Below are 20,327 nucleotides of genomic sequence, written 5' to 3'. Positions count from 1 at the left end.
CCTGGTTGGATGGACTCCGCTCCCCGGCTCGCGGCGGACGCGGGACAGGCAGGAGGCAGGGGTGGGGGCAGGTCCGGAACGGTCCGACGGCACGGTGTCGCAGCACCGTCGACGCCGGTTCGACGTCCGGGTCGTGCCGCACCGCCGCCGTTCCCCGTTCCGGCTGCGGGACTGGCGGATGCGCACCAAGCTCGCCACCGTGCTGGTCATTCCGTCCGTCGCGTTCCTGGTGCTGGCCGGCGTGCAGACCCACACCCTGGTGGGGCGGACGACCGCGTTGGGTGACTTCGCCCAGCAGGTGGGCATCGGTCGGCAGGTCGTCGCGCTGGTGCACCAGCTCCAGCAGGAACGCGACCGGGCCGCCGGCGAGCTGGGGGAGCTGCGCCGGGGCGGCGCGGGCGTCGACCGGGACGCGGCGATCGTCGTGCTGAAGCCGTTGCAGGGCGCCACCGACCAGGCGCTGCGTGACCTGCGTCGGGCCGCCGAGCCGCTGGCCGACGCCAACGCCTCCTGGCGGGTCGCGTACTCGGAGGTGCTGGAGGCCTACGACCAGGTCGTCTACATCCGGGCGGCGATCCCCCCGGCGGTGCTGGGCAGCGACACCATCCTGAGCAACTACCACCGGGCCGTCGACGCGCTGCTGCGCCTGCTCGCCGAGCCGTCGCCGGGCGAGGACCGCCCGACGCTCAGCGACGCGGTGCTGCGCTACGTGCAGCTCGCCCGGGTCAAGGAACTCTCCTCGCGGGTCCGTGCCCAGCTCTACGAGGCCGCCCGCGCCGGCCGGTACGGCGTCGAGGACCGGGTGGTCCTGAGCGACCTGCGCGCCCAGCAGCTGACGGCGCTCGGGGCGTTCCGGGTCGTCGCGACCGCCGCACAGGTCCGCCGCTTCGACGAGACCTCGGTGGACCCGGCGTTCCTGGCGGCCACCCGGCTGGAGGAGCAGAGCCTGCCGACCGGCGCCGCGCCGGCCGTGCTGCCGGCTCCACAGTGGTGGGCGGCCAGCGAGCAGCGTCAGGAGCTGCTGCGCCGGGTCGAGGCGTCGGTGCTCGACGACGCCGTACGGCAGGCCGACGAGGTGAGCGCGTCGCAGCTGCGTACGACGCTGCTGGTCGTCGGCAGCATCGTCTCGGTGCTGCTGGTGGCCCTGCTCATCTCCGTGCTCGTCGGCCGGTCCATCGCCCGGTCGATGCGGCTGCTGCGTGGCCAGGCGCTGCGGATCGCCCAGCTGGAGCTGCCGGAGGCCCTCGACCGGCTGCGGACCGTGACCGGGGGCGTGCCCGCGATCGAGGTGCCGCCGGCGGTGGTCCGTTCGCTCGACGAGATCGGCGAGCTGGCGGAGGCGTTCGTGGCGGTGCACCGCAGCGCGGTCAACGTCGCCGTCGAGCAGGCGACGACCCGGCGCAACGTCAACGCGATGTTCGTCAACCTCGCCCGGCGCAGCCAGGTGCTCGTGGAGCGCCAGCTGGAGCTGCTAGACGACCTGGAACGCGAGGAGAGCGACCCGGACCAGCTGGAGAACCTCTTCAAGCTCGACCACCTGGCCGCCCGGATGCGGCGCAACGACGACAGCCTGCTGGTGCTCGCCGGGACCGAGTCGACGCGCCGGTGGAACCGGCCGGTGGGGCTCGGGGCGATGCTGCTCGCCGCGAGCGCCGAGATCGAGCAGTACCAACGGGTGCGGCACGGGGCGGTAACCGACCTGCACGTCGTCGGCCACGCCGTCGGCGAGCTGGTCCACGTGCTCGCCGAGCTGCTGGAGAACGCCACCTCCTTCTCCCGCCCGGACACGGTCGTGGGGGTCACCGCCCGGGCCGAGGGCGCCGGGGCGGTCATCGAGATCAGCGACCAGGGACTCGGCATGAGCGCGGTCGCCCTGGCCGAGGCGAACGCCGTCCTGGCCACCCCGCCGGCCGCCGACGTGGCGACGGTCGAGCGGATGGGCCTGTTCGTGGTCAGCCACCTGGCCGCCCGGCTGGGCGTCGAGGTGCGCCTCGACGGCGGCGAGGGCGGCCTCGTGGCCCGGGTACGGCTGCCCGGCGGTCTGCTGGCGGCGGCCCCCGACCGGGAGGCGCCCGCCCCGGCGCGGATGCTGACGGCCACGGCGGCGGGCGCGGCGTGGGGCGGCGTGCCGCCGGCGGGTGAGCTGCCGGTTGCCGGTCGGCCGCCGGTGTGGGGCGGTGCGCGGCCGGCGGGTGAGCTGCCGGTGGCCGGGCGCCGGGCGGAGACCGCGCCCCGGCAGGCCCGGTCGGTGCCGGTCCGGGCCGAGGACGTGCTCGCCCCGTCGGGCCGCCCGCCCGCGTCGGCCGGTGGCGGCTGGTGGTCCCGGCAGGGGCCGTCGCCGGCTTCCGCGCCGCAGGGCTCGCCGACGCCGCCGGCCGTTCCGGTCACCGGTGGGACGAATGAGCGCGGCCTGCCCGTGCGGGTGCCGATGGCGCAGCTCTCCGCCGTCACCCGGCCGCAGCAGCCGGTGGCGCGCCACGACCCGGACCCGGAGGCGGTCGGGGGGATGCTGTCGCGGCTCTACAGCGGGGTACGGCGGGCCGAGGCCGAGGACACCACGGAGATTTCCATGCCGCCGGGCGGCGTACGCACCGAAGGGGGACAGCGATGACGACGTTGAGCCGGGAGGCCCGCGACCTGAGCTGGCTGGTCAGCGGATTCGCGGAGCGGGTGCCGGGGGTGGTGCACGCCATCGTGGTCTCCTCCGACGGCCTGCTGGTCGCGATCTCCGACCACCTGCCCCGTGACCACGCCGACAAGCTCGCCGCGGTGACCTCGGGGCTGATGAGCATCACGGCGGGCGCGGCGCAGATGTTCGACGGCGACATCGTCAAGCAGACGGTCGTCGAGATGGGGCGCGGCTACTTCCTGGTCATGCAGGTGCGCGACGGTTCCATCCTGGCCACGCTGGCCGGTGCGGAGGCCGACATCGGCGTGGTCGGCTACGAGATGGCGCGACTGGCGAAGCAGGCGGGGGAGATGCTCACCCCGGCGCTGCGGGCGGAGCTTCAGCAGGCCCTGCCCCGCTGACCGGGGCGGCGTGCCCGCCCGGTGCCCACCCCGGCGCCGTCGACCGGTGCCGGGGTGGCGGGAGCCGGGCGCTCAGAGACCGTTGGCGGCGATGACCTGGCGGTACCAGTGCGCGCTGCGCTTGAGCACGCGCCGCTGGGTCTGGTAGTCCACGTAGACCAGTCCCCAGCGCTCGTCGTATCCCGCGTCCCACTCGAAGTTGTCGAGCAGGGACCACACGTGGTAGCTCTCCAGCGGTACGCCGGCGGCCACGGCCCGGTGGGCGGCGGCGAAGTGGTCGCGCAGGAAGGCCACCCGGCGGGCGTCGTCGACGGTGCCGTCGGCGTCGAGGGTGTCCGGGGTGGGCAGCCCGTTCTCGGTGACGGTGAGCGGGATCGGGCCGTAGTCGCGGGTCACCCGGGTCAGGATGTCGTACATGCCGTCGGGGTGGATCTGCTGCCAGGGGGCCTGTGAGGTGGGCCAGCGCGGGATCGACGTGCCGTCGCCGTCGAGGTAGTACGGGGTGTAGTACTGCACGGCGAGCAGGTCCACCGGCGCCGAGATGGTCGCCAGGTCGCCGTCGCGGATGCCGCGCACCAGCCGGCTGTCGGGGCCGAGGTCGTCGAGCACGTCCTGCGGGTAGCGGCCGGTGAGGATCGGGTCGAGGTAGAGGCGGTTCTCGTAGCCGTCGTGCAGCCGGGCGGCCCGGGCCGCCTCGGGCGAGTCGTCGGCCGGGTAGCAGGGGTGCAGGTTGAGTGCCGGGCCGATCCGGCCGGCGCCGGTGGCGCGGTGCGCCGCGACGGCGAGCCCGTGGGCCAGGTGGAGGTGGTGGGCGACCAGGTACGCGGCGTCCGGGTCCTGCCGGCCCGGGGCGTGGTGGCCCGCGAGGTAGCCGTTCTGCACCACGGTCTTCGGCTCGTTGACGGTCAGCCAGACCGGCACCCGGTCGCCGAGCGCGCGGAAGACGATCTCGGCGTAGTCGGCGAAGCGGTGGGCGACGTCGCGCGACTCCCAGCCGCCGGCGTCCTGGAGGGCCTGCGGCAGGTCCCAGTGGAACAGCGTCGCCATGGGTGCGATGCCCCGCTCGTGCAGGCCGTCGACGAGGCGGCGGTAGAAGTCCAGCCCGCGCTGGTTGGGCGCGCCGGTGCCGTCGGCCTGCACGCGGGGCCAGGAGATGGAGAAGCGGTAGCTGTGCAGCCCGAGGTCGCGCATCAGGTCGAGGTCCTCGGCGTAACGGTGGTAGTGGTCTGCGGCGACGTCGCCGGTGTCGCCGTTGCGCGTGCGGCCGGGCGTACGGCTGAAGGTGTCCCAGATGGACTCGCCGCGGCCGTCCTCCTTGGCGGCGCCCTCGATCTGGTAGGCGGAGGTGGCCGCGCCCCAGCCGAAGCCCGGGGGGAAGCGCAGGGCGCCCGCCGGCGTCGTGTCGGTGCGCGGCGCGGGGCCGGCGGGCCGGTCCGCGTCGCCCGCCACGGCGGCGGGCGTGCCGGTGCCGGCCGGGTCGGCGGGGGCGGTGGCGGAGAGCGCGGCGCCGTGGGGCGGGCGCGGGGTGGGCATCGACATCGGTTCTCCTCATGGTCTGCGTGGCCACCGCCGGGCCGGGAGCGCTCCCAGCATAGGGCAGGAGGCCCCGGGCGGTCGCCTCCGCCCGGCGCTGCCGGGTGGGGCGACCGAAGGTGGAAGAGGGGTGCGTCGTACGCCCGTGACGGCCCTGCGGGAGCGGGGGCGCGGTGGCGCGCCGGCGCTCGGGGCGACCGGCCGCGGGACGCCGGGGCGCCGGGGGCGCGGGGCGTCGACCGGGCGGTACGGGCGGACAGCGTGCGAGGCCGGTCGGAACGGCGACACGGCCAGTCCCGTCGGCCTCTTTTCCCATCGTGCAAGGGGGTTTAGTGTGGGGACGGGGGAGGGCAACCCCCGTCCCCACCATTGCTGCACACGCACGGGCGGAATTGGCGTCCTGTCGTGCGTGTCGCGCGGGAGCCGGGCCACGCGAGTGGCTAGAGGATCCACCTCCCTCCGTGTTGGCGGGATGGCTGACGGCGGTGTCCGGGCTGGCCCGCCGTCAGCCTCGGGCTGACTCCCCGGTTTCCGTCGTCCGACGAACCCCGGGTGATCTTCTAGTTGGAACTCCGTCGATGGAAGCGCTCCCATCGACCGATGCTGCGACTGTAACGCCCGTCACGACTTTGTGAAAGCCCCAAAACGAGATCGAAACATGTTGTTGCCTCGGGGCGCGGCAGGCCATTGTGGGAGCGCTTCCATGCATGGCACACTGTCGCCACCGCGACGCGGAGCCAGATCGCGCATGCGTGGGTCGCCGAGGGCAGCCGGTGTCTCCGGTACGGCATCCGACGCACCGGTGGAGTCGCCGCCCCGCACGGGGCGCCGCCCGCCGCACCCCGGCCCCGGGCCGGGGCGACCACCATCCCGGGCGCCCGGACCACCTTCGCGGGCAGGGCGCCCCGCCGGGGCCGCACCGTCCCCGGCCAGGTCCGAGGAGACACCGCGCACATGAGAAATCTGGCAAGACGTCGCCGCCTGGCGATGGTCGCCGCCGCCGCGCTCGCCGTGGGCGGGGTGACCCTGCCGGCCGGCGCCGCGCAGGCCGCCCCCGCCTGCGACGTGGTCTACGCGACGAGCGACTGGAGCAACGGCTTCACCGCCAACGTCACCATCAAGAACCTCGGCGACCCGATCAACGGCTGGACGTTGAAGTTCGCCTTCCCCGGCGACCAGAAGGTCACCCAGGGCTGGTCGGCCAAGTGGAGCCAGAGCGGCAACCAGGTCACGGCCACCAACGAGGCGTGGAACGGCAGCATCGGCACGGGCGCCTCCACCAGCATCGGCTTCAACGGCACGCACAGCGGCGCCAACCCGAAGCCCACCTCCTTCTCGGTCAACGGCGTCACCTGCGGCGGCACCCAGCAACAGCCGCCGACGGTCGCGCTCAACGTGCCGGCCGGCCCGTTCGAGGCCCCCGCCGACGTGCCGCTGAGCGCCACCGCAAGCGACCCGGACGGCACGATCAGCAAGGTCGAGTTCTACCGCAACGGCCTGCTGGTCAACACCGACACCACCGCCCCGTACGGCTACACGCTGGAGGACCTGCCCGCCGGCGCGTACACCGTGCAGGCCAAGGCGTACGACAACGCCAACCTGACCGCCACCGCCGAGAAGTCCTTCACCGTCACGGCCGCGTCCGGGCCGGTGCTGGTCGCCACCCCGTCGGCGGTGAGCGTGACCGAGGGCGGCAGCTCGACGGTCAACCTCAAGCTCAGCGCGGCGCCCACGGCCAACGTGCCGGTCTCGCTGGCCCGCACCGGCGACACCGACATCACCGTCTCGCCGGCCTCGGTGACGCTGACCCCGAGCAACTGGAACACCGGGGTGAACGTGACCGTCGCGGCGGCCGAGGACGCCGACACGGTCGGCGGCACCGCCACCGTCACCGCCTCGGCCACCGGCTACGCCCCGCTGGCCATCACCGCCACCGAGATCGACAACGACACCGGCGGTGGGGACGACACCTACGTCAAGCGGTTCCTCGACCAGTACGGCAAGATCAAGAACTCGGGCTACTTCAGCCCCGAGGGCGTGCCGTACCACTCCATCGAGACGCTCATCGTCGAGGCGCCCGACCACGGCCACGAGACGACCTCCGAGGCGTTCAGCTTCTGGCTGTGGCTGGAGGCCCAGTACGGCCGGGTGACCCAGAACTGGGCGCCGTTCAACAACTCCTGGAACGTCATGGAGAAGTACATCATCCCGTCGCACGCCGACCAGCCCACCGCGGGCGCGGCCGGCACCGCGCAGTACGCCGCCGAGCACGACCTGCCCAGCCAGTACCCGTCGCAGCTCGAGCCGTCCGTGCCGGTCGGCCAGGACCCGCTGCGCGCGGAACTGCAGAACACGTACGGCACCGGCGACATCTACGGCATGCACTGGCTGCTCGACGTGGACAACACCTACGGCTACGGCCGCTGCGGCGACGGCACCACCCGGCCGGCGTACATCAACACCTTCCAGCGGGGCACCCAGGAGTCGGTGTGGGAGACCGTGCCGCAGCCGTCCTGCGACACCTTCGCCCACGGCGGCCCCAACGGCTACCTCGACCTGTTCGTCAAGGAGGCGAACGCGCCGGCGAAGCAGTGGAAGTACACCAACGCCCCCGACGCCGACGCCCGCGCCGTGCAGGCCGCGTACTGGGCCCTGACCTGGGCCAAGGAGCAGGGCAAGGAGGCCGACGTGGCGGCCACCGTGGCCAAGGCCGCCAAGATGGGTGACTACCTGCGCTACGCCATGTTCGACAAGTACTTCAAGAAGATCGGCAACTGCGTCGGGGCGTCCACCTGCCCGGCCGGCACCGGCAAGGACTCGGCGCACTACCTGATGTCCTGGTACTACGCCTGGGGTGGCGCGTACGAGCCGAACCAGAACTGGTCGTGGCGCATCGGCTCCAGCCACAACCACTTCGGCTACCAGAACCCGTTCGCGGCCTGGGCGCTGACCAACGTCAACGAGCTGAAGCCGAAGTCGCCGACGGCGGTCACCGACTGGACCAAGAGCCTGGAGCGGCAGCTGGAGTTCTACACCTGGCTCCAGTCCGCCGAGGGTGGCATCGCCGGCGGCGCGACCAACAGCTGGGGCGGGAACTACGGCCAGCCCCCGGCCGGCACGTCGACCTTCTACGGCATGTACTACGACGTCGACCCGGTCTACAACGACCCGCCGTCGAACCAGTGGTTCGGCATGCAGGCGTGGTCGATGCAGCGCATCGCCGAGCTGTACCTGGAGACCGGCAACGCCAAGGCCAAGGCGCTGCTCGACAAGTGGGTGCCGTGGGCGATCGCCAACACCACGCTGGGCACCAACTGGTCGATCCCGTCGGACATGAAGTGGACCGGCCAGCCGACCACCTGGAACCCGGCCAACCCGCAGCCCAACACCAACCTGCACGTCGAGGTCACGGTGAAGGGCCAGGACGTCGGCATCGCCGCCGCCTACGCCCGCACCCTCATCGCGTACGCGGCGAAGTCGGGCAACGCGGCGGCGAAGACCACCGCCAAGGGGCTGCTGGACGCGCTGCACGCGGCCAGCGACGCGCAGGGCGTCTCCACCGTGGAGAAGCGCGGCGACTACCGCCGCTTCGACGACGTCTACGACGCCAGCACCGGCCAGGGCCTCTACGTGCCGCCGGGCTGGACGGGGACCATGGCCAACGGTGACGCCATCGCCGCGGGCAAGAGCTTCCTCGACATCCGTTCCTTCTACAAGAACGACCCGGCCTGGCCGAAGGTCCAGGCGTACCTCGACGGTGGCCCCGAGCCGGAGTTCAAGTACCACCGGTTCTGGGCGCAGGCGGACGTCGCCATGGCGTACGCCGACTACGGCAAGCTGTTCCCCAACGGCTGAACCGACTCCTCCGGATGGGCGGCGCGGCCCGCCCATCCGGAGGCCGACCGGGCCCTGGGGGAGCGGAGACACCGGTCGGCGGACGGCCTGACTCCCACGGTCAGGCCGGGGTGGGCCGGCCAACCGGCCGACGCAGCGGGGCAGCCGGCCCACCCCACCACACCCGGATACGCACCGGGCGCGAAAACGCCCGAAAAACCGGCCACCACGGGATCACGTGTGGGGCCGTGACGGAGTAACGTACGTCACCGGAGAGGCCGCTCCCCCCGTGGCGGCCTCTCCCTTACTTTCCCGCCGGCTCCACCGGCGCAGTGGCCGGCACGACCGGGTGGCGCAGCCCCGGATGGCCGGCCGGCAGCGACCGGCGCACCACCACCCAGCTCACCGCGAGCACCGCCGCCACCAGCGGCCAGGACAGCGCGACCCGGGCCACCGTCAGCGCGACCACCTGACCGCCGAGCCACAGCGGCAGGAACACCGCCACCCGCAGCACGTAGGACACCGCCCACACCCAGCTGCCCCGGCCGTACGCCCGCAGCAGCGCCGGATCCCGGCGCCACCGGGTCTTCTGGCCGAGCGCGGCGCCCACCACCACCCCGAGCAGCGGCCAGCGCACCACGATGCTGACCACCCAGGCGAGCGTGCTCGCCGCGTTCGACAGCAACTGGACCAGGAAGAAGTCCTCGGCGCGACCGGTACGCAACGCGACCAGCGCCGCCACGCAGACGGCCAGCAGCCCGATCAGCACCGAACGCGGCCGGCCGCCCCGGTGCAGCCGCCAGCCGGCCAGCGCGGCGCCGGTGAGCACCGCCGCGCCCACCCCGCCCCACAGCGAGTGCCCGCCGAGCAGCCAACCGAGCGCGAACGCCACCGGCGGCAGGCTGGCGTCGACCGCGCCCCGGCGACCGCCGAGCAGGTCAGCGAGCGTCTCCGGCCGGTCCGCCGGGGCCGCCGCACGCTCCGGTGTACGCGTCACCGCACCCTCCTCACGTCCGCCACCAACCTAGCCGTCCCCGAGCGGCAGGCCACCCGCCGACCGGGGTGCGCCTGCCGCTACGGTGTGCGGGTGCGAGCGACGCCGAGGGGTTGGACCGCGGTCTGGTTGGTCGTCCTGGCGATCGTCCAGGCGGCGGCCTTCATCGCGGTGTGGCGGGTCGCCGTGCACGTCGAGATCGGCCAGTGGGTCGACACCGTCGCCCTGACCGGCAACCGGATCGGGCAGGACCACATCGAGGAGCCGGTGGACCGGATCCTCAACGCCATGTCGGTCGTCTCGCTGCTGGCGGCCACCGCGGTGATCGGCTTCATCGCCCTGATCCGGGGCCGGGTCGCGCTGGCCGTCACGGCGACCCTGCTGATCGCCGGCGCCAACGCCACCACCCAGCTGCTCAAGTACGGCCTGGTCCGGCCCGACTTCGGCATCGACCCCGAACGGATCTACGCCGGCAACAGCCTGCCCAGCGGGCACGCCACCGTCGCCGCGTCCGTCGCGGTGGCCCTGGTGCTCGTCCTGCCCCGCACCGTACGGGTCTTCGGCGCGTTCCTCGGCGCCGGCTACGCCGCGATCGCCGGGGTCGCCACGCTCTCCGCCGGCTGGCACCGGCCCAGCGACGCCGTGGCCGCGTTCCTGGTCGTCGGGGTCTGGGCGGCGCTGGCCGGGCTGGTGCTGCTGATCACCCAGCGGGAGCAGGCGCAGGTGGAGTCGGCCGACGCGCACCGCGTCGCCGCCACGGTGCTCGGCGTCGGCGGCGTCCTGGCGGTGGTCGCCTGCGGGTTCGCCCTCGCCTGGCTGGTCGACCTGCGCGGCGACCCGCCCGTGCTGCCCGCCGAGTTGGCCCGCCGGCCGCTGCTCGTCGGCTACGCGGGCAGCGCCGCCGGGATCGTCGGCACGATGGGCGTGGTGATGGCGCTGGTGCTCGCCGCCGTGCACCGGCTGGTGCCCCGGGTCAAGGGCTGACGCCTCAACGGAGCAGGACCAGCTCGGCCGCCGACTCCGGCACCTGCGCCCACTCCAGCGGCGGCGACACGTTGCCGCCCTCCCTCGAGAAGCGGCCCGGCAGCATGTCGTGGTCGTTGAACGCGGTGCTGCGCAGCATGATCCCGGCCATCCTGGCGCTCCTCTCGTCGGCCCGCCGCGCGTACCCGCCGGGCGGGCCCCGAAACGGCCGCGCCGGGTGTGAGAGGGTCGGGCGGGCGTACGGGACGGGGGAGGGGACCGTGGAGGGCGTACGGACGGCGTTCCGGGACGAGTGCGAGCGCCTCGGTGAGGTGCTGCGCGGCGTCGACGAGGCGGATCTGGACCGCCCGACCGACTGCCGGCCGTGGACCGTACGCGAACTGCTGGCCCACGTACGCACCGGTGCGGGCCGGCTGGTCGACATGCTCGCCGCGCCGGCCCCGGGTGAGGCGCGGATCGACGCCGCCGCCTACTTCGGCGCCGCCAAGTTCACCCCGCCCGTGGACGCCGCCCGCGTCGACGCCGGCCGGCGGGAGGCCCGGGAACTCGACGGCGCGGCCCTGGTGGCCGACTTCGACCGGGCCTGGCGCGCCGCCCTCGACGCCGTCGACGCCGCACCGCCGGACCGGGTGGTCCGCACCCGGCACGGCGACGCGATGGCGCTCGGCGAGTTCCTGCGTACCCGCGTGGTGGAGGTCGGCGTGCACGGCCTGGACCTGGCGGCTGCCCTCGGACGGCGGCCGTGGCTGACGCCCACCGCGGCGCAGGTCGTCGCCGACCTGCTCACCGGCGGGCGGCCGGCTCCGGCCGCGCTCGGCTGGGACCGGCTCACGCTGATCCGCAAGGCGACCGGCCGGGCCGCCCTCACGGCCCGGGAGCGGGCCGTCGTCGACGCCGCCGGCTTGCGCTGGCTCTCCTTCGGCGGCTGATCCGGGCAGGGCCCCGATCCCGGCCCCGTGCCCGCCGCCCCGCGAGGCCCGGACCGGCACGGCCCGGCGCGCGGGTCAGGCGTCGGCGGCGAGCGGGTCCGGCGCCGGGCGCGGGGCGGGCACGTGCGGGACGGCCTTGCGCAGGTGGTCCAGCACGACCGGGTCGATGCGGCCGGGCACCAGCCGCTCCTCCAGGTTCTCCAGGCCCGCCCAGGAGAAGAGCGCCTCCTCCGGGCCCGCCGGATCGACCGGATGCCCGAGCGCGGTCAGCAGCGCGCCGACCTCGGCGGCGACTGCTCCCGTCAGGTCGAGCAGGGTGGCCGGGTCGGGCCGGGTGAACAGCAGGGTGTGCACCGCGAGCAGCCGCCCCAGCTCGGCGACCGGGTCGGGGTGGTCGTCGACCCGCAGGTCGACCAGGACGTCGCCGGTGCCGTCGTAGCCGCCGCCGCGTTCGACCACGAGCAGCCCGGCGCTCTGCCGGCCGCGCCGGTCGCCGCCGGCCTGGTCCCCGGCGCGCAGCGCGGCCAGCAGCCGGTCGGCGAACGGCAGCGCGGCCCCGCCCAGCCAGGCGTCGCGGACCGCGTCGATGACCTGCGGACCGACCAGGATGTTGCCCTGCGCGGCCCAGCCGTCCCCGGCCTGGCCCCCGGCCCAGGGGTGGCAGGCCGGGCCGGTCCAGGTGGCGCCGGCACCGGTGGCGGCGACCACGCCGAGCTGGCGGTGGTCCCGGTCCGGGTCGGCGGCGACCAGCCCGGCCACCACGTCGGCGGCAGCGACCCCGGTGCGCAGCAGCGCCAGCCCCTGCGGCCGGTAGGCGAGGTTGACGTGGGCCTGGGTGGCGAGCGCGCCGACCTCGGCCTCGGCGGCCGGCACCAGCGCGCCGGCGGCCAGGAACCGGCTGGCCACGACGACGCCGTGGCGGCGGCCGTCGGCGGAGCGGGCGACGAGCGAGAAGGTCACGCATGGAGACTATCCCCCGCCCCTGCGTACATATCCCTAGACGTCGATGGGTGTGGGATCGTCGACGGGATCTTGCTCTGCGGCCCGGCGAGCGGGCACCATCGACCGATGACGACGCGATGGGGCATGACCGTGCCGCTGGACGGCATCCCGCTCGCCGAGCACGCCGCGGTCTACGCGGCCCTCGACGCGGCCGGCTTCACCGACGTGTGGTCCTCGGAGGTCAACGGGGCCGACGCGTTCACCCCGCTGGCGCTCGCCGCCGCCTGGCAGCCCCGGCTGCGCCTGGGCACCGCGATCACGCCGGTCTTCACCCGGGGCCCGGGTCTGCTGGCGATGAGCGCGGCGGCGCTGGCCGACGCCGCCCCCGGCCGGTTCGCGCTCGGCATCGGCGCGTCCTCGCCGGTCGTGGTCGGCAACTGGAACGCCGTGCCGTTCGACCAGCCGTTCCGGCGCACCCGCGACGTGCTGCGGTTCCTGCGCGCGGCGCTGGCCGGGGAGACCGTCGACGAGAAGTACGACACCTTCGCCGTACGCCGCTTCAGCCTGGACCGCAGGCCCGCCGTGCCGCCGCCGCTGCTGCTCGCCGCGCTGCGTCCCGGCATGCTGCGGCTGGCCGGCGCCGAGGCCGACGGCGTCATCCTCAACTGGCTCGCCGCCACCGACGTGCCCCGGGCGCTCGCCGAGGTGGGCCAGCGGCGCCCCGGCTTCGAGGTGGTCGCGCGGATCTTCGTCTGCCCGACCGAGGACGCCGCGCACGCCCGCGCCCTGGGCCGCCGGCTGATCACCAGCTACCTCACCGTCCCGGCGTACGCCGAGTTCCACCGCTGGCTGGGCCGGGAGGCGGTGCTCGGGCCGATGTGGCAGGCCTGGGCCGCCGGGGACCGGCGCGGCGCGGGCGCGGCGGTGCCCGACGAGGTCGTCGACGCGCTGGTGCTGCACGGCTCGCCGGAGCACTGCCGTGAGCAGGTCCGCCGCTACGCCGACGCCGGCGTGGACGTACCGGTGCTGGCCCTGCTGCCCACCCCCGAGCTCGCCGCCGGTGGCGCGGCGGCGCTGGGGGACCTGATCACGCGCCTGGGTGGGGGTGGGTCGCGGTGAACCTGACCGACCGGGTGGTGGTGATCACCGGCGGGGCCGGCGGGATCGGCTCGGCCCTGGCCCGGCGCTTCGCCGCCGAGGGCGCCGCCGCCGTGGTGGTGGCCGACCTCCACGCCGACGCGGCCCGCGCGGTGGCCGACGGCCTCGGCCCGGTCGCCCACGCCGTCGGGCTGGACGTCACCGACGAGGAGCAGGTCCGCGCGCTGGTCGCCGACACCGAGCAGCGGTACGGGCGCATCGACCTGTTCTGCGCCAACGCGGGCGTCACCTCCGGCGGCGGGATGGAGGTCGACGACGCGGGCTGGGACCGCGCCTGGCGGGTCAACGTGCTCTCCCACGTCTACGCGGCCCGCGCGGTGCTGCCGGCGATGCTCGCCCGGGGCGGCGGCTACCTGCTGCACACCTGCTCGGCGGCGGGCGTGCTGACCTCGGTCGGCGACGCCCCGTACGCGACGACCAAGCACGCCGCCGTCGGCTTCGCCGAGTGGCTCTCCGTCACCTACCGCGACCAGGGCGTCCGGATCAGCGCGCTGTGCCCGCAGGGCGTGGACACGCCGATGCTCGCCGACGGGCTGGCCGCCGGTCACCTGGGCGCCCGGGTCGTGGCTGCCTCCGGCGCGGTGCTCACCGGAGACCAGGTCGCCGACGCGGTGGTCGTCGGCCTCGCCGAGGAACGCTTCCTGATCCTGCCGCACCCCGAGGTCGCCGACTACGCCCGCCGTAAGGCGGAGGACCCGGACGGCTGGCAGTCCGGCCTGCGCAAACTCGTGCGTCGCCTGCGGGGCTGACTGCGTTCTGTTCCGCGGGCGTGACCCGCCGTGCCGGACGTGGACGGCAGGCCCGCTAGGCGTGTACGTCAGAAACACTGATACCTGAGCGGCATAAATATACCTGTCTGGTATCGGGGCGAGGGCAATGTACCGCCATCGCCGACCGACGGGGGGCGGGTGTCAGCGACCGACCGACGCTGCGTCCAAGCGGCGCGGTGACAGCCCGTCGGAGCCTGCGGTCGTGATCAGGTAGCCGGCGAGGCTGTAGGCCCGGTCGGCGTCGCGAGCACCGCCAGCCAGTCTGCATCGGGGCGAAGAACACCTCGTCGGAGGCGACGGGCCTGGTACGGCCGTCGGCGGGGGTGCGGTTTTCCGCACCCCGGCGGAAGGCTGCGTGCGGGGCTGGCGCCGCGGCGCCGCTCACAGTCGGACGATCCGACCCACGCGCGGTGGCGTCCGGCCGGCGAGGACCTCCAGCCAGGCGCGCTCCAGGGCGTCGGGCCCGGACCCGGTGCGGACGTCGAGCCACCCGCTCACGACTCCGGTGAACCGTTGCCAGGCGTCGGTGAACCGCTGGTCGAGCCCCTCGCGTCCCCAGTCCTGGCGGCGCTTGCGCATCTGCACCGGGGCGAAGAACACCTCCTCGGCGGCATCGGCGTTCGGGGTCTGGGTGGTGAGCCCGACCGCGATGTCGCGGACGAGTCGGTCGCCGAGGCGCCGCCGCAGGGCCGCGCGGGTGGCGGGCGCCCCCGACAGGTCGAGGTAGGCGGTCGGTACGGCGGCCAGGGCGTCGATGTCGTCGTAGGAGACGACGTCGTCGTAGCAGCCGAGGGACCGCGTGAACGCCAGGTTGCCGGGCGAGGTGAGCCCGACCAGACGCGGGCCGCGACCGTGCAGCTCGAACGCGGCGGCGTACGCGGTCTTGCTGGACGCCGACGACAGCACCAGCGACTGCGCCCCGTAGAAGTCGTTGTCGACGACCTGGTCGGCCAGCATGAAGGAGGTGAAGAACAGCGGCCGGAACAGCACCAGCAGGTCCTCCTGGTCCTCCCGGTACGCCGGGTCGCCGGTGGTCGCCCGGTACACGTTGTACGGCGAGGGCAGGTCGGTCCGGTGCGCGCTCGCGTCGCGGAACCCGGAGTCGTCCACCCGGTCCGGCCGCAGCACGAGGTGCCCCGCCGGCGGGAGGTAGCCGTAGACGCGCTGCCCGGCCGTGACCCCGTCGACAGTCGACTCGACCACCTCGGCGAAGCCCCACAGTGGCGGCAGCCCCCACTGCGGGTCGAGCCCACGGGGGCCGGGCGGGAAGAACTGCCAGTACCGCATCGAGTCGCCGAGCACCGCGTAGGTCACGTTGTTGGCGGTGAGGCCGACGCGGTCGACCCGCAGCAGCGCCTCGCCGTCGGTGAGGGCGGGCGTCGCGCCCTCGACGAGGGCGGTCCGGCTCAGGTCGTCACGGGCGACGGCGAAGGTCCAGGAAGCAGGCATGGGCCGACGCTAAGCAGACCGCAGCGCCGAGACAAGTGCACTGTGAGTGCAAAATCCCACTCCTCGGCCGGGTTGACGGAGCACCAGTTCAGCGGGGCCAGCGCAGGGGACCCGGGCGTACCGACCAGAGGAGCCGGCGCCACCAGGGGCGGGCGGCGCGCAGCGCGGCGACGTAGTCGCCGGCCGTCGCCACCGCCCGGGCCGCCTGCTCCGCGCTGGCCGTACCCGGGGCGAACGCCGTCTCGTTGAGCAGCACCGCCAACTCCTCGACGTCCGCCCCGAACGGGAGTGCGGCGCGGGCGCGGGCGGCGACCTCGGAGGCGGAGAGGTCCCCGCCGACCGGGTGGCCGGCCAGGCGCAGCGCGTCGGTGACCTCCCGCCAGGCGCCGGCGATGCGCTGGCCGGGGTCGCCCCGCGCCAGCCGCCCCCGGGTGAGCGACCGGCGCATCAGCAGCAGCGTGAGCAGCGCGGCCACGACCAGCAGCAGCATGCCGCCCGTACCGCCGCCGACCAGCAGCGCCGTCGACGGTCCGGCGTCGGCCGGCCCGCCCGGCGCGGCCACCGGTTGCGGGGTGGCGGTCGGCTCGACCGTGGGCTCCGGCACCTCCGACGGGGGCGGGTCCTCCGGCGCGGGACGGAAGTCCTCCTCCACCGGGCGCGGCTCCTCGTCGGGCCGGGGCAGCGGGTCGAACGGCACCCAGCCCAGCCCCTCGAAGAGCACCTCCGGCCAGGCGTACGCGTCGCCGGCCCGGACGGGACCGTCGTCGGCGGCGCGGAAGCCCACCACCACCCGCGTCGGCAGCCCGGTCAGGCGGCCCAGCACGGCGAACGCCGCCGCGAACTGCTCGGAGGTGCCTCGCTGCCCGCCGGCGTTGCGGGGTCCGAAGAGGAAGAAGTTCAGGTTCGGGTACGCGTGCCCGCTCGGCGCGTCCGCGACGAGGCGGTAGTGCTCGGCGAGGAACTGCTCCACGGCGGCGGCCCGCGCGTACGGGGCGCCGTTGGACTCGGCGAGCTGGGCGGCGAGGCGACGCAGCGGATCGGGCGCCCCGTCGGCGACCCGCAGCACCCGGGCCACCTCCTCGCCGGCCGGTACGTCCGCAGTGGCGAGCAGGTTGGCGTCCGGCGTCTCCAGCGCCGACGTCACGCTGTAGCGCAGCCCGGGGGTCAGGCCCTCCGGGCGGATCAGCGTCCCGGTCGTGGGGTCGTACGCGACCCGCGCGCCGGTGACCTGGCGCGGGGTGGCGACGGCGGGCAGCAGCCGGCCGCTGAGCCCGGCGACGGTGATCTCCTGGCGTACCGTCTCCACGGTGCTGTCGGGTGCCGGCGCCGTCACGGGCAGGATCCGCCCCGCGTTGCGGTACGTGGCGCCGACCCGCCAGGTCACCCCGTCGTAGTCGCTGAGCACCGCCAGCCGGATCGGCACCGGGCGTCCGGCGGCGCCCGGCCCGCCGTCCGGGGCGGGCGCGGAACCCGGCGGGCCCGGGCGCTGCGTGCGCACGTCGAGCAGCTGCTGCCCGGGGTTCAGCGCCCAGCCGGAGATGCGGATGAGCGGGTTCTCGTCGAGGGTCTCCACCTGCGGGGGCTCGACGTACCGCCGGGGATCCACCGGGCGGCCGTCGACCTGGCCGGCGACCAGCGGAGCGAGCAGCGCGACCAGCCCGAGCACCACCGCGAGACCGGCGGCGGAGGCGGCGGCGAGCCGGGCGCGGACGGCCGCGCGGACCGCCGGGGCCAGCCCGGCGGCCGCGTCGGCGCCGGCCGCGCCGCGCGCCGGCACCGCCAGCCCGAGCACCGCCACGGCCACGAGGGCCAGCGTCGGCCCGATCGCCGGATCGGCGTTCGGGCCGACGACGTAGAGCGCGGCGGCGTAGAGCAGCACCGGCGGCAGGTAGCCGAGCAGCACCCGGCCCGCCCGCATCGCCACCTCCGCCCCGGCGAGGCCGGCCAGCCACGCGGCGACCAGCGGCACCAGCACCGTGTCGGGGGTCGGCTCCACCGGGATCATCGCCGTCAGCAGCCGGGGGATGCCGTTCGCGGCGGCGTCCGCGGTCACCTCGGCCAGGCCCCCGGGCAGCTCGGCCCGGGTCGCGGTGAGCCGCAACGACCAGGCCGTCCAGCCCACCATCGCGAGCACCGAGACGGGCGCGACCAGCCACGAGGGCAGCCGGCGGGCCGCCACGCTGACGAGCACCGAGCCCGCCGCCGCCCCGAGCACCAGCCAGGTCAGCAGCGGCCCGGCGTACACCCGGCCGAGCACCGCACCGGCCAGGCCGATCATCGCGACCAGCGCCAGCGGCACCGGGACCGCCCGCAGCGCCCGGGCCGCCGCCCGCGCCGGCCCGGCGGCCCCACCGCCACCTGCCGGCCCGGCGGCTTTATCGCCACCGCCACCGGCCGGCCCGGCGGCGTCGACCGATCCGCCGCCAACCCCGGACGGCCCGGCGGTGCCCGTCGCGCCGCCGCCGGTGCTCCGCCCCGCCGGACCGTCGGGAACGCCGCCGGCCACCGTCACCACCTGCGCACCCCGTCCCACTCGGCGGCGAACGCCGCACCGTCGGCGGCGTCGATCACCACCAGGCCGGCCGCGTCCGACGGCGCCGGCTCCGTCGCCCCGAAGACCCCCACGACCACCGACGGGTACGCGGCCCGCAGCGCCCCCACCGCGCCCAGGTCGTCGCGGCCACCCGGCCCGGTGAGGAAGACCAGCGTGTCGCCGAGCCGCTCCCGGCGCAGCCGGGTGGTGGCGGGTTGCAGGTCGCCCGCGTCGACGAGTTCCGCCGCCGCGAGCCGGTCCAGCGGCCCCTGCGCCGCCGCGCCGCCACCCGCCGACGCGTCGTCCGACTCCCGGGCGACCAGCAGCAGCACCACCGGCAGGGCCTCGCGGTACGCGGCGACCAGCACCGACGCGGCGGCCTCGCACGCCGACTCGAACGACTCGGCCACGCCGTCGACGCGCTGCGGGTGGGCCGCCGCCCGGTTGTCCAGCAGCACCACGATCCGGGGCAGGCTGGTGTCCACGTTCTCCCGCACCATCAGCTCGCCCACCCGGGCGCTGGTGCGCCAGTGCACCCGGCGCAGCTCGTCGCCGACCACGTACTCACGCAGCGAGTCGAAGGTGATCGACCCGTGCGGCACCTTGTCCACCCGGCCGTCCAGGCTGCGCCCCGCGCCCGTGGGCACCGCGTTCAGCGGGTGCACGCGCGGGTGCACCCAGACCGGCACCGTGCCGCCGTACGGGCGGGCCAGCGCCACCAGGCCCAGCGGGTCACGCCGGGTCACCCGCAGCGGCCCCACGGGCACCACGCCCCGGCGGGCGGTCGGCACCTCGTAGCGGACGGTGCTGTCGCGGCCCGGGCGCAGCCGCAGCAGCGGCACCGGAACCGACCGGTCCCCGCAGCGGTCCTCGGCCACCAGGCTCGCCGCCCGCAGCCGCCCGGCGTTGCGCACCGTCAGGGTCATCATCGCCGCCTCGCCGCGCGCCACCCGGTCCGGATCGGCGCTGCGGGTCACCTCCAGTCGGGGCCGCCAGGCCGCGGTCAGCGCGGCGTAGGCGACGGCGATGCCGGCCGCCGCGCCGAGCAGCGTCAGCTCCGGGTACGCGAAGCGGAAGCCGGCGCCGAGCAGCACGACGGCGGCGACGAGCAGCCCGACACACCGGGCGGTGAGCGCGGACACCGGCGTCGCCGGTCAGCCCTGGACCGGGGCCGGCTGGCCCGAGGGGAGCGGCACCGGAACCGAGGCGACCGCCTGGCGCAGCACCTCGGCGGCGCTCACCCCGCGTACCTGCGCGTCGGGGGTGAGCAGCAGCCGGTGCGCGAAGACCGGCTCGGCCAGCGCCTTCAGGTCCTCCGGCATGATCCAGCCCCGCCCGTCGATCAGCGCGTACGCGCACGCCGCCCTGGTCAGCGCGATCACGCCCCGGGGGCTGACGCCGACGCGCACCTGCGGGTGGTTGCGGGTGGCCGCGGCCAGCCGCACCGCGTACGCGTAGAGCGGCTCGGCGATGTGCACCCGGCGGGCCATGCGGACCATCTCCCCGACGGCGGCCGTGTCGGTGACCGCCGTCAGCGCCTCGGGGGAGCGGACCGTCGCGCCGCGCAGCACCTCCACCTCGACGGCCTCGTCGGGGTAGCCGACGGAGAGCTTCACCAGGAACCGGTCGAGCTGGGCCTCGGGCAGCCGGTAGGTGCCGTCCATCTCCACCGGGTTCTGGGTGGCCACCACCAGGAACGGCTGCGGCACCGGGTGCCGGACGCCGTCGACGGTGACGGTGCGCTCCTCCATCACCTCCAGCAGCGCCGACTGGGTCTTCGGCGACGCCCGGTTGATCTCGTCGGCGATGACGATGTTGGCGAAGACCGGCCCCGGGTGGAACTCGAATCCCCGGGTGGCCTGGTTGAAGATCGTCACCCCGGACACGTCGGAGGGCAGCAGGTCGGGGGTGAACTGGATACGCCGCCACTGCCCCTTCACCGTCGCCGCGACGGCCCGGGCCAGGGTGGTCTTGCCGACCCCCGGCACGTCCTCCAGCAGCACGTGCCCCTGGGCGAAGAGCGCGGTCAGCGCGAGCCGGACCACCTGGGGCTTGCCCAGCACCACCGCGTTGACGTTCTCGGCCAGCCGGGCGGCGAGGGCGGCGAAGCCCTGCACCTCCGGCTGGGTGAGCGGTTCGGGGGTGTTCACGGCGGTGGTGCTCCTTGCCTG

Annotated in this window: 15 protein-coding genes; 7 read left to right on the top strand and 8 right to left on the bottom strand. The window is 75.2% G+C overall.

Features of this window, described 5'->3' with window-relative positions; genetic code table 11:
• Window positions 1-61 precede the first annotated feature (61 nt).
• Both CLT72_RS11435 and CLT72_RS11430 read left to right on the top strand, forming a co-directional pair.
• Window positions 62-2,611: a nitrate- and nitrite sensing domain-containing protein gene (locus CLT72_RS11435; RefSeq protein ID WP_101411454.1), complete on the top strand. Its 2,550-nt coding sequence runs from the start codon at window positions 62-64 to the stop codon at window positions 2,609-2,611.
• The gene (locus CLT72_RS11430; protein WP_088999490.1) at window positions 2,608-3,030 is read left to right on the top strand and encodes a roadblock/LC7 domain-containing protein; all 423 of its coding nucleotides are present in this window, start codon (window positions 2,608-2,610) and stop codon (window positions 3,028-3,030) included. The genes CLT72_RS11435 and CLT72_RS11430 overlap by 4 nt, the downstream gene beginning before the upstream one ends.
• A gap of 72 nt (window positions 3,031-3,102) precedes the next feature.
• On the opposite strand, the gene CLT72_RS11425 is transcribed toward CLT72_RS11430, so the two are convergent.
• Window positions 3,103-4,569 carry a GH1 family beta-glucosidase gene (locus CLT72_RS11425; RefSeq protein WP_101411452.1) on the bottom strand — a complete coding sequence of 489 codons (1,467 nt, stop codon included), beginning with the start codon at window positions 4,567-4,569 and terminating at the stop codon, window positions 3,103-3,105.
• A gap of 957 nt (window positions 4,570-5,526) precedes the next feature.
• Between CLT72_RS11425 and CLT72_RS11420 the strand changes: the two genes are divergently transcribed.
• On the top strand, window positions 5,527-8,418 hold the full coding sequence (locus tag CLT72_RS11420) for a glycoside hydrolase family 48 protein (RefSeq protein ID WP_199184743.1): 2,892 nt from the start codon (window positions 5,527-5,529) through the stop codon (window positions 8,416-8,418).
• A gap of 283 nt (window positions 8,419-8,701) precedes the next feature.
• On the opposite strand, the gene CLT72_RS11415 is transcribed toward CLT72_RS11420, so the two are convergent.
• Window positions 8,702-9,394 carry a DUF3159 domain-containing protein gene (locus tag CLT72_RS11415; RefSeq protein ID WP_101411448.1) on the bottom strand — a complete coding sequence of 231 codons (693 nt, stop codon included), beginning with the start codon at window positions 9,392-9,394 and terminating at the stop codon, window positions 8,702-8,704.
• Window positions 9,395-9,478: 84 nt separating this feature from the next.
• Here CLT72_RS11415 and CLT72_RS11410 point away from each other — a divergent pair, with 84 nt between their 5' ends.
• Complete coding sequence (locus CLT72_RS11410; RefSeq protein WP_101411446.1) at window positions 9,479-10,375, top strand: phosphatase PAP2 family protein; 897 nt, start codon at window positions 9,479-9,481, stop codon at window positions 10,373-10,375.
• 4 nt (window positions 10,376-10,379) lie between these two features.
• Here CLT72_RS11410 and CLT72_RS31905 read toward each other — a convergent pair whose 3' ends face one another.
• Window positions 10,380-10,526, bottom strand: coding sequence for a hypothetical protein (locus CLT72_RS31905; RefSeq protein ID WP_158242020.1), 147 nt, complete (start codon window positions 10,524-10,526; stop codon window positions 10,380-10,382).
• A gap of 109 nt (window positions 10,527-10,635) precedes the next feature.
• Here CLT72_RS31905 and CLT72_RS11405 point away from each other — a divergent pair, with 109 nt between their 5' ends.
• Window positions 10,636-11,304, top strand: a complete 669-nt coding sequence (locus CLT72_RS11405) for a maleylpyruvate isomerase N-terminal domain-containing protein (RefSeq protein WP_486484251.1) — start codon at window positions 10,636-10,638, stop codon at window positions 11,302-11,304.
• Window positions 11,305-11,379: 75 nt separating this feature from the next.
• On the opposite strand, the gene CLT72_RS11400 is transcribed toward CLT72_RS11405, so the two are convergent.
• Window positions 11,380-12,264, bottom strand: a complete 885-nt coding sequence (locus CLT72_RS11400; RefSeq protein ID WP_101411442.1) for a DUF1028 domain-containing protein — start codon at window positions 12,262-12,264, stop codon at window positions 11,380-11,382.
• A gap of 126 nt (window positions 12,265-12,390) precedes the next feature.
• On the opposite strand from CLT72_RS11400, the gene CLT72_RS11395 reads away from it, so the two are divergent.
• Both CLT72_RS11395 and CLT72_RS11390 read left to right on the top strand, forming a co-directional pair.
• Window positions 12,391-13,365, top strand: a complete 975-nt coding sequence (locus CLT72_RS11395) for an LLM class F420-dependent oxidoreductase (RefSeq protein ID WP_101411440.1) — start codon at window positions 12,391-12,393, stop codon at window positions 13,363-13,365.
• Complete coding sequence (locus CLT72_RS11390; protein WP_101411438.1) at window positions 13,362-14,153, top strand: SDR family oxidoreductase; 792 nt, start codon at window positions 13,362-13,364, stop codon at window positions 14,151-14,153. Before CLT72_RS11395 ends, CLT72_RS11390 begins: the two co-directional genes overlap by 4 nt.
• Window positions 14,154-14,555: 402 nt before the next feature.
• Here the strand turns inward: CLT72_RS11390 and CLT72_RS11385 are convergent, their stop codons facing one another.
• From CLT72_RS11385 to CLT72_RS11370, 4 genes are all read right to left on the bottom strand, one after another.
• Window positions 14,556-15,623 carry a DUF2855 family protein gene (locus tag CLT72_RS11385; protein ID WP_101411436.1) on the bottom strand — a complete coding sequence of 356 codons (1,068 nt, stop codon included), beginning with the start codon at window positions 15,621-15,623 and terminating at the stop codon, window positions 14,556-14,558.
• Between the two features lie 88 nt (window positions 15,624-15,711).
• Window positions 15,712-17,937, bottom strand: coding sequence for a transglutaminase TgpA family protein (locus CLT72_RS11380; protein WP_486484377.1), 2,226 nt, complete (start codon window positions 17,935-17,937; stop codon window positions 15,712-15,714).
• Between the two features lie 194 nt (window positions 17,938-18,131).
• Window positions 18,132-19,298 carry a DUF58 domain-containing protein gene (locus tag CLT72_RS11375; protein WP_101411434.1) on the bottom strand — a complete coding sequence of 389 codons (1,167 nt, stop codon included), beginning with the start codon at window positions 19,296-19,298 and terminating at the stop codon, window positions 18,132-18,134.
• A 12-nt stretch (window positions 19,299-19,310) separates the two neighbouring features.
• The gene (locus CLT72_RS11370; RefSeq protein WP_101411432.1) at window positions 19,311-20,306 is read right to left on the bottom strand and encodes an AAA family ATPase; all 996 of its coding nucleotides are present in this window, start codon (window positions 20,304-20,306) and stop codon (window positions 19,311-19,313) included.
• Between the last annotated feature and the right edge of the window lie 21 nt (window positions 20,307-20,327).

The organism is Micromonospora sp. CNZ309, assembly GCF_002846525.1.
Note: the sequence above shows the minus strand (reverse complement) of the source record. Positions and strands in the feature narration are given on the sequence as shown.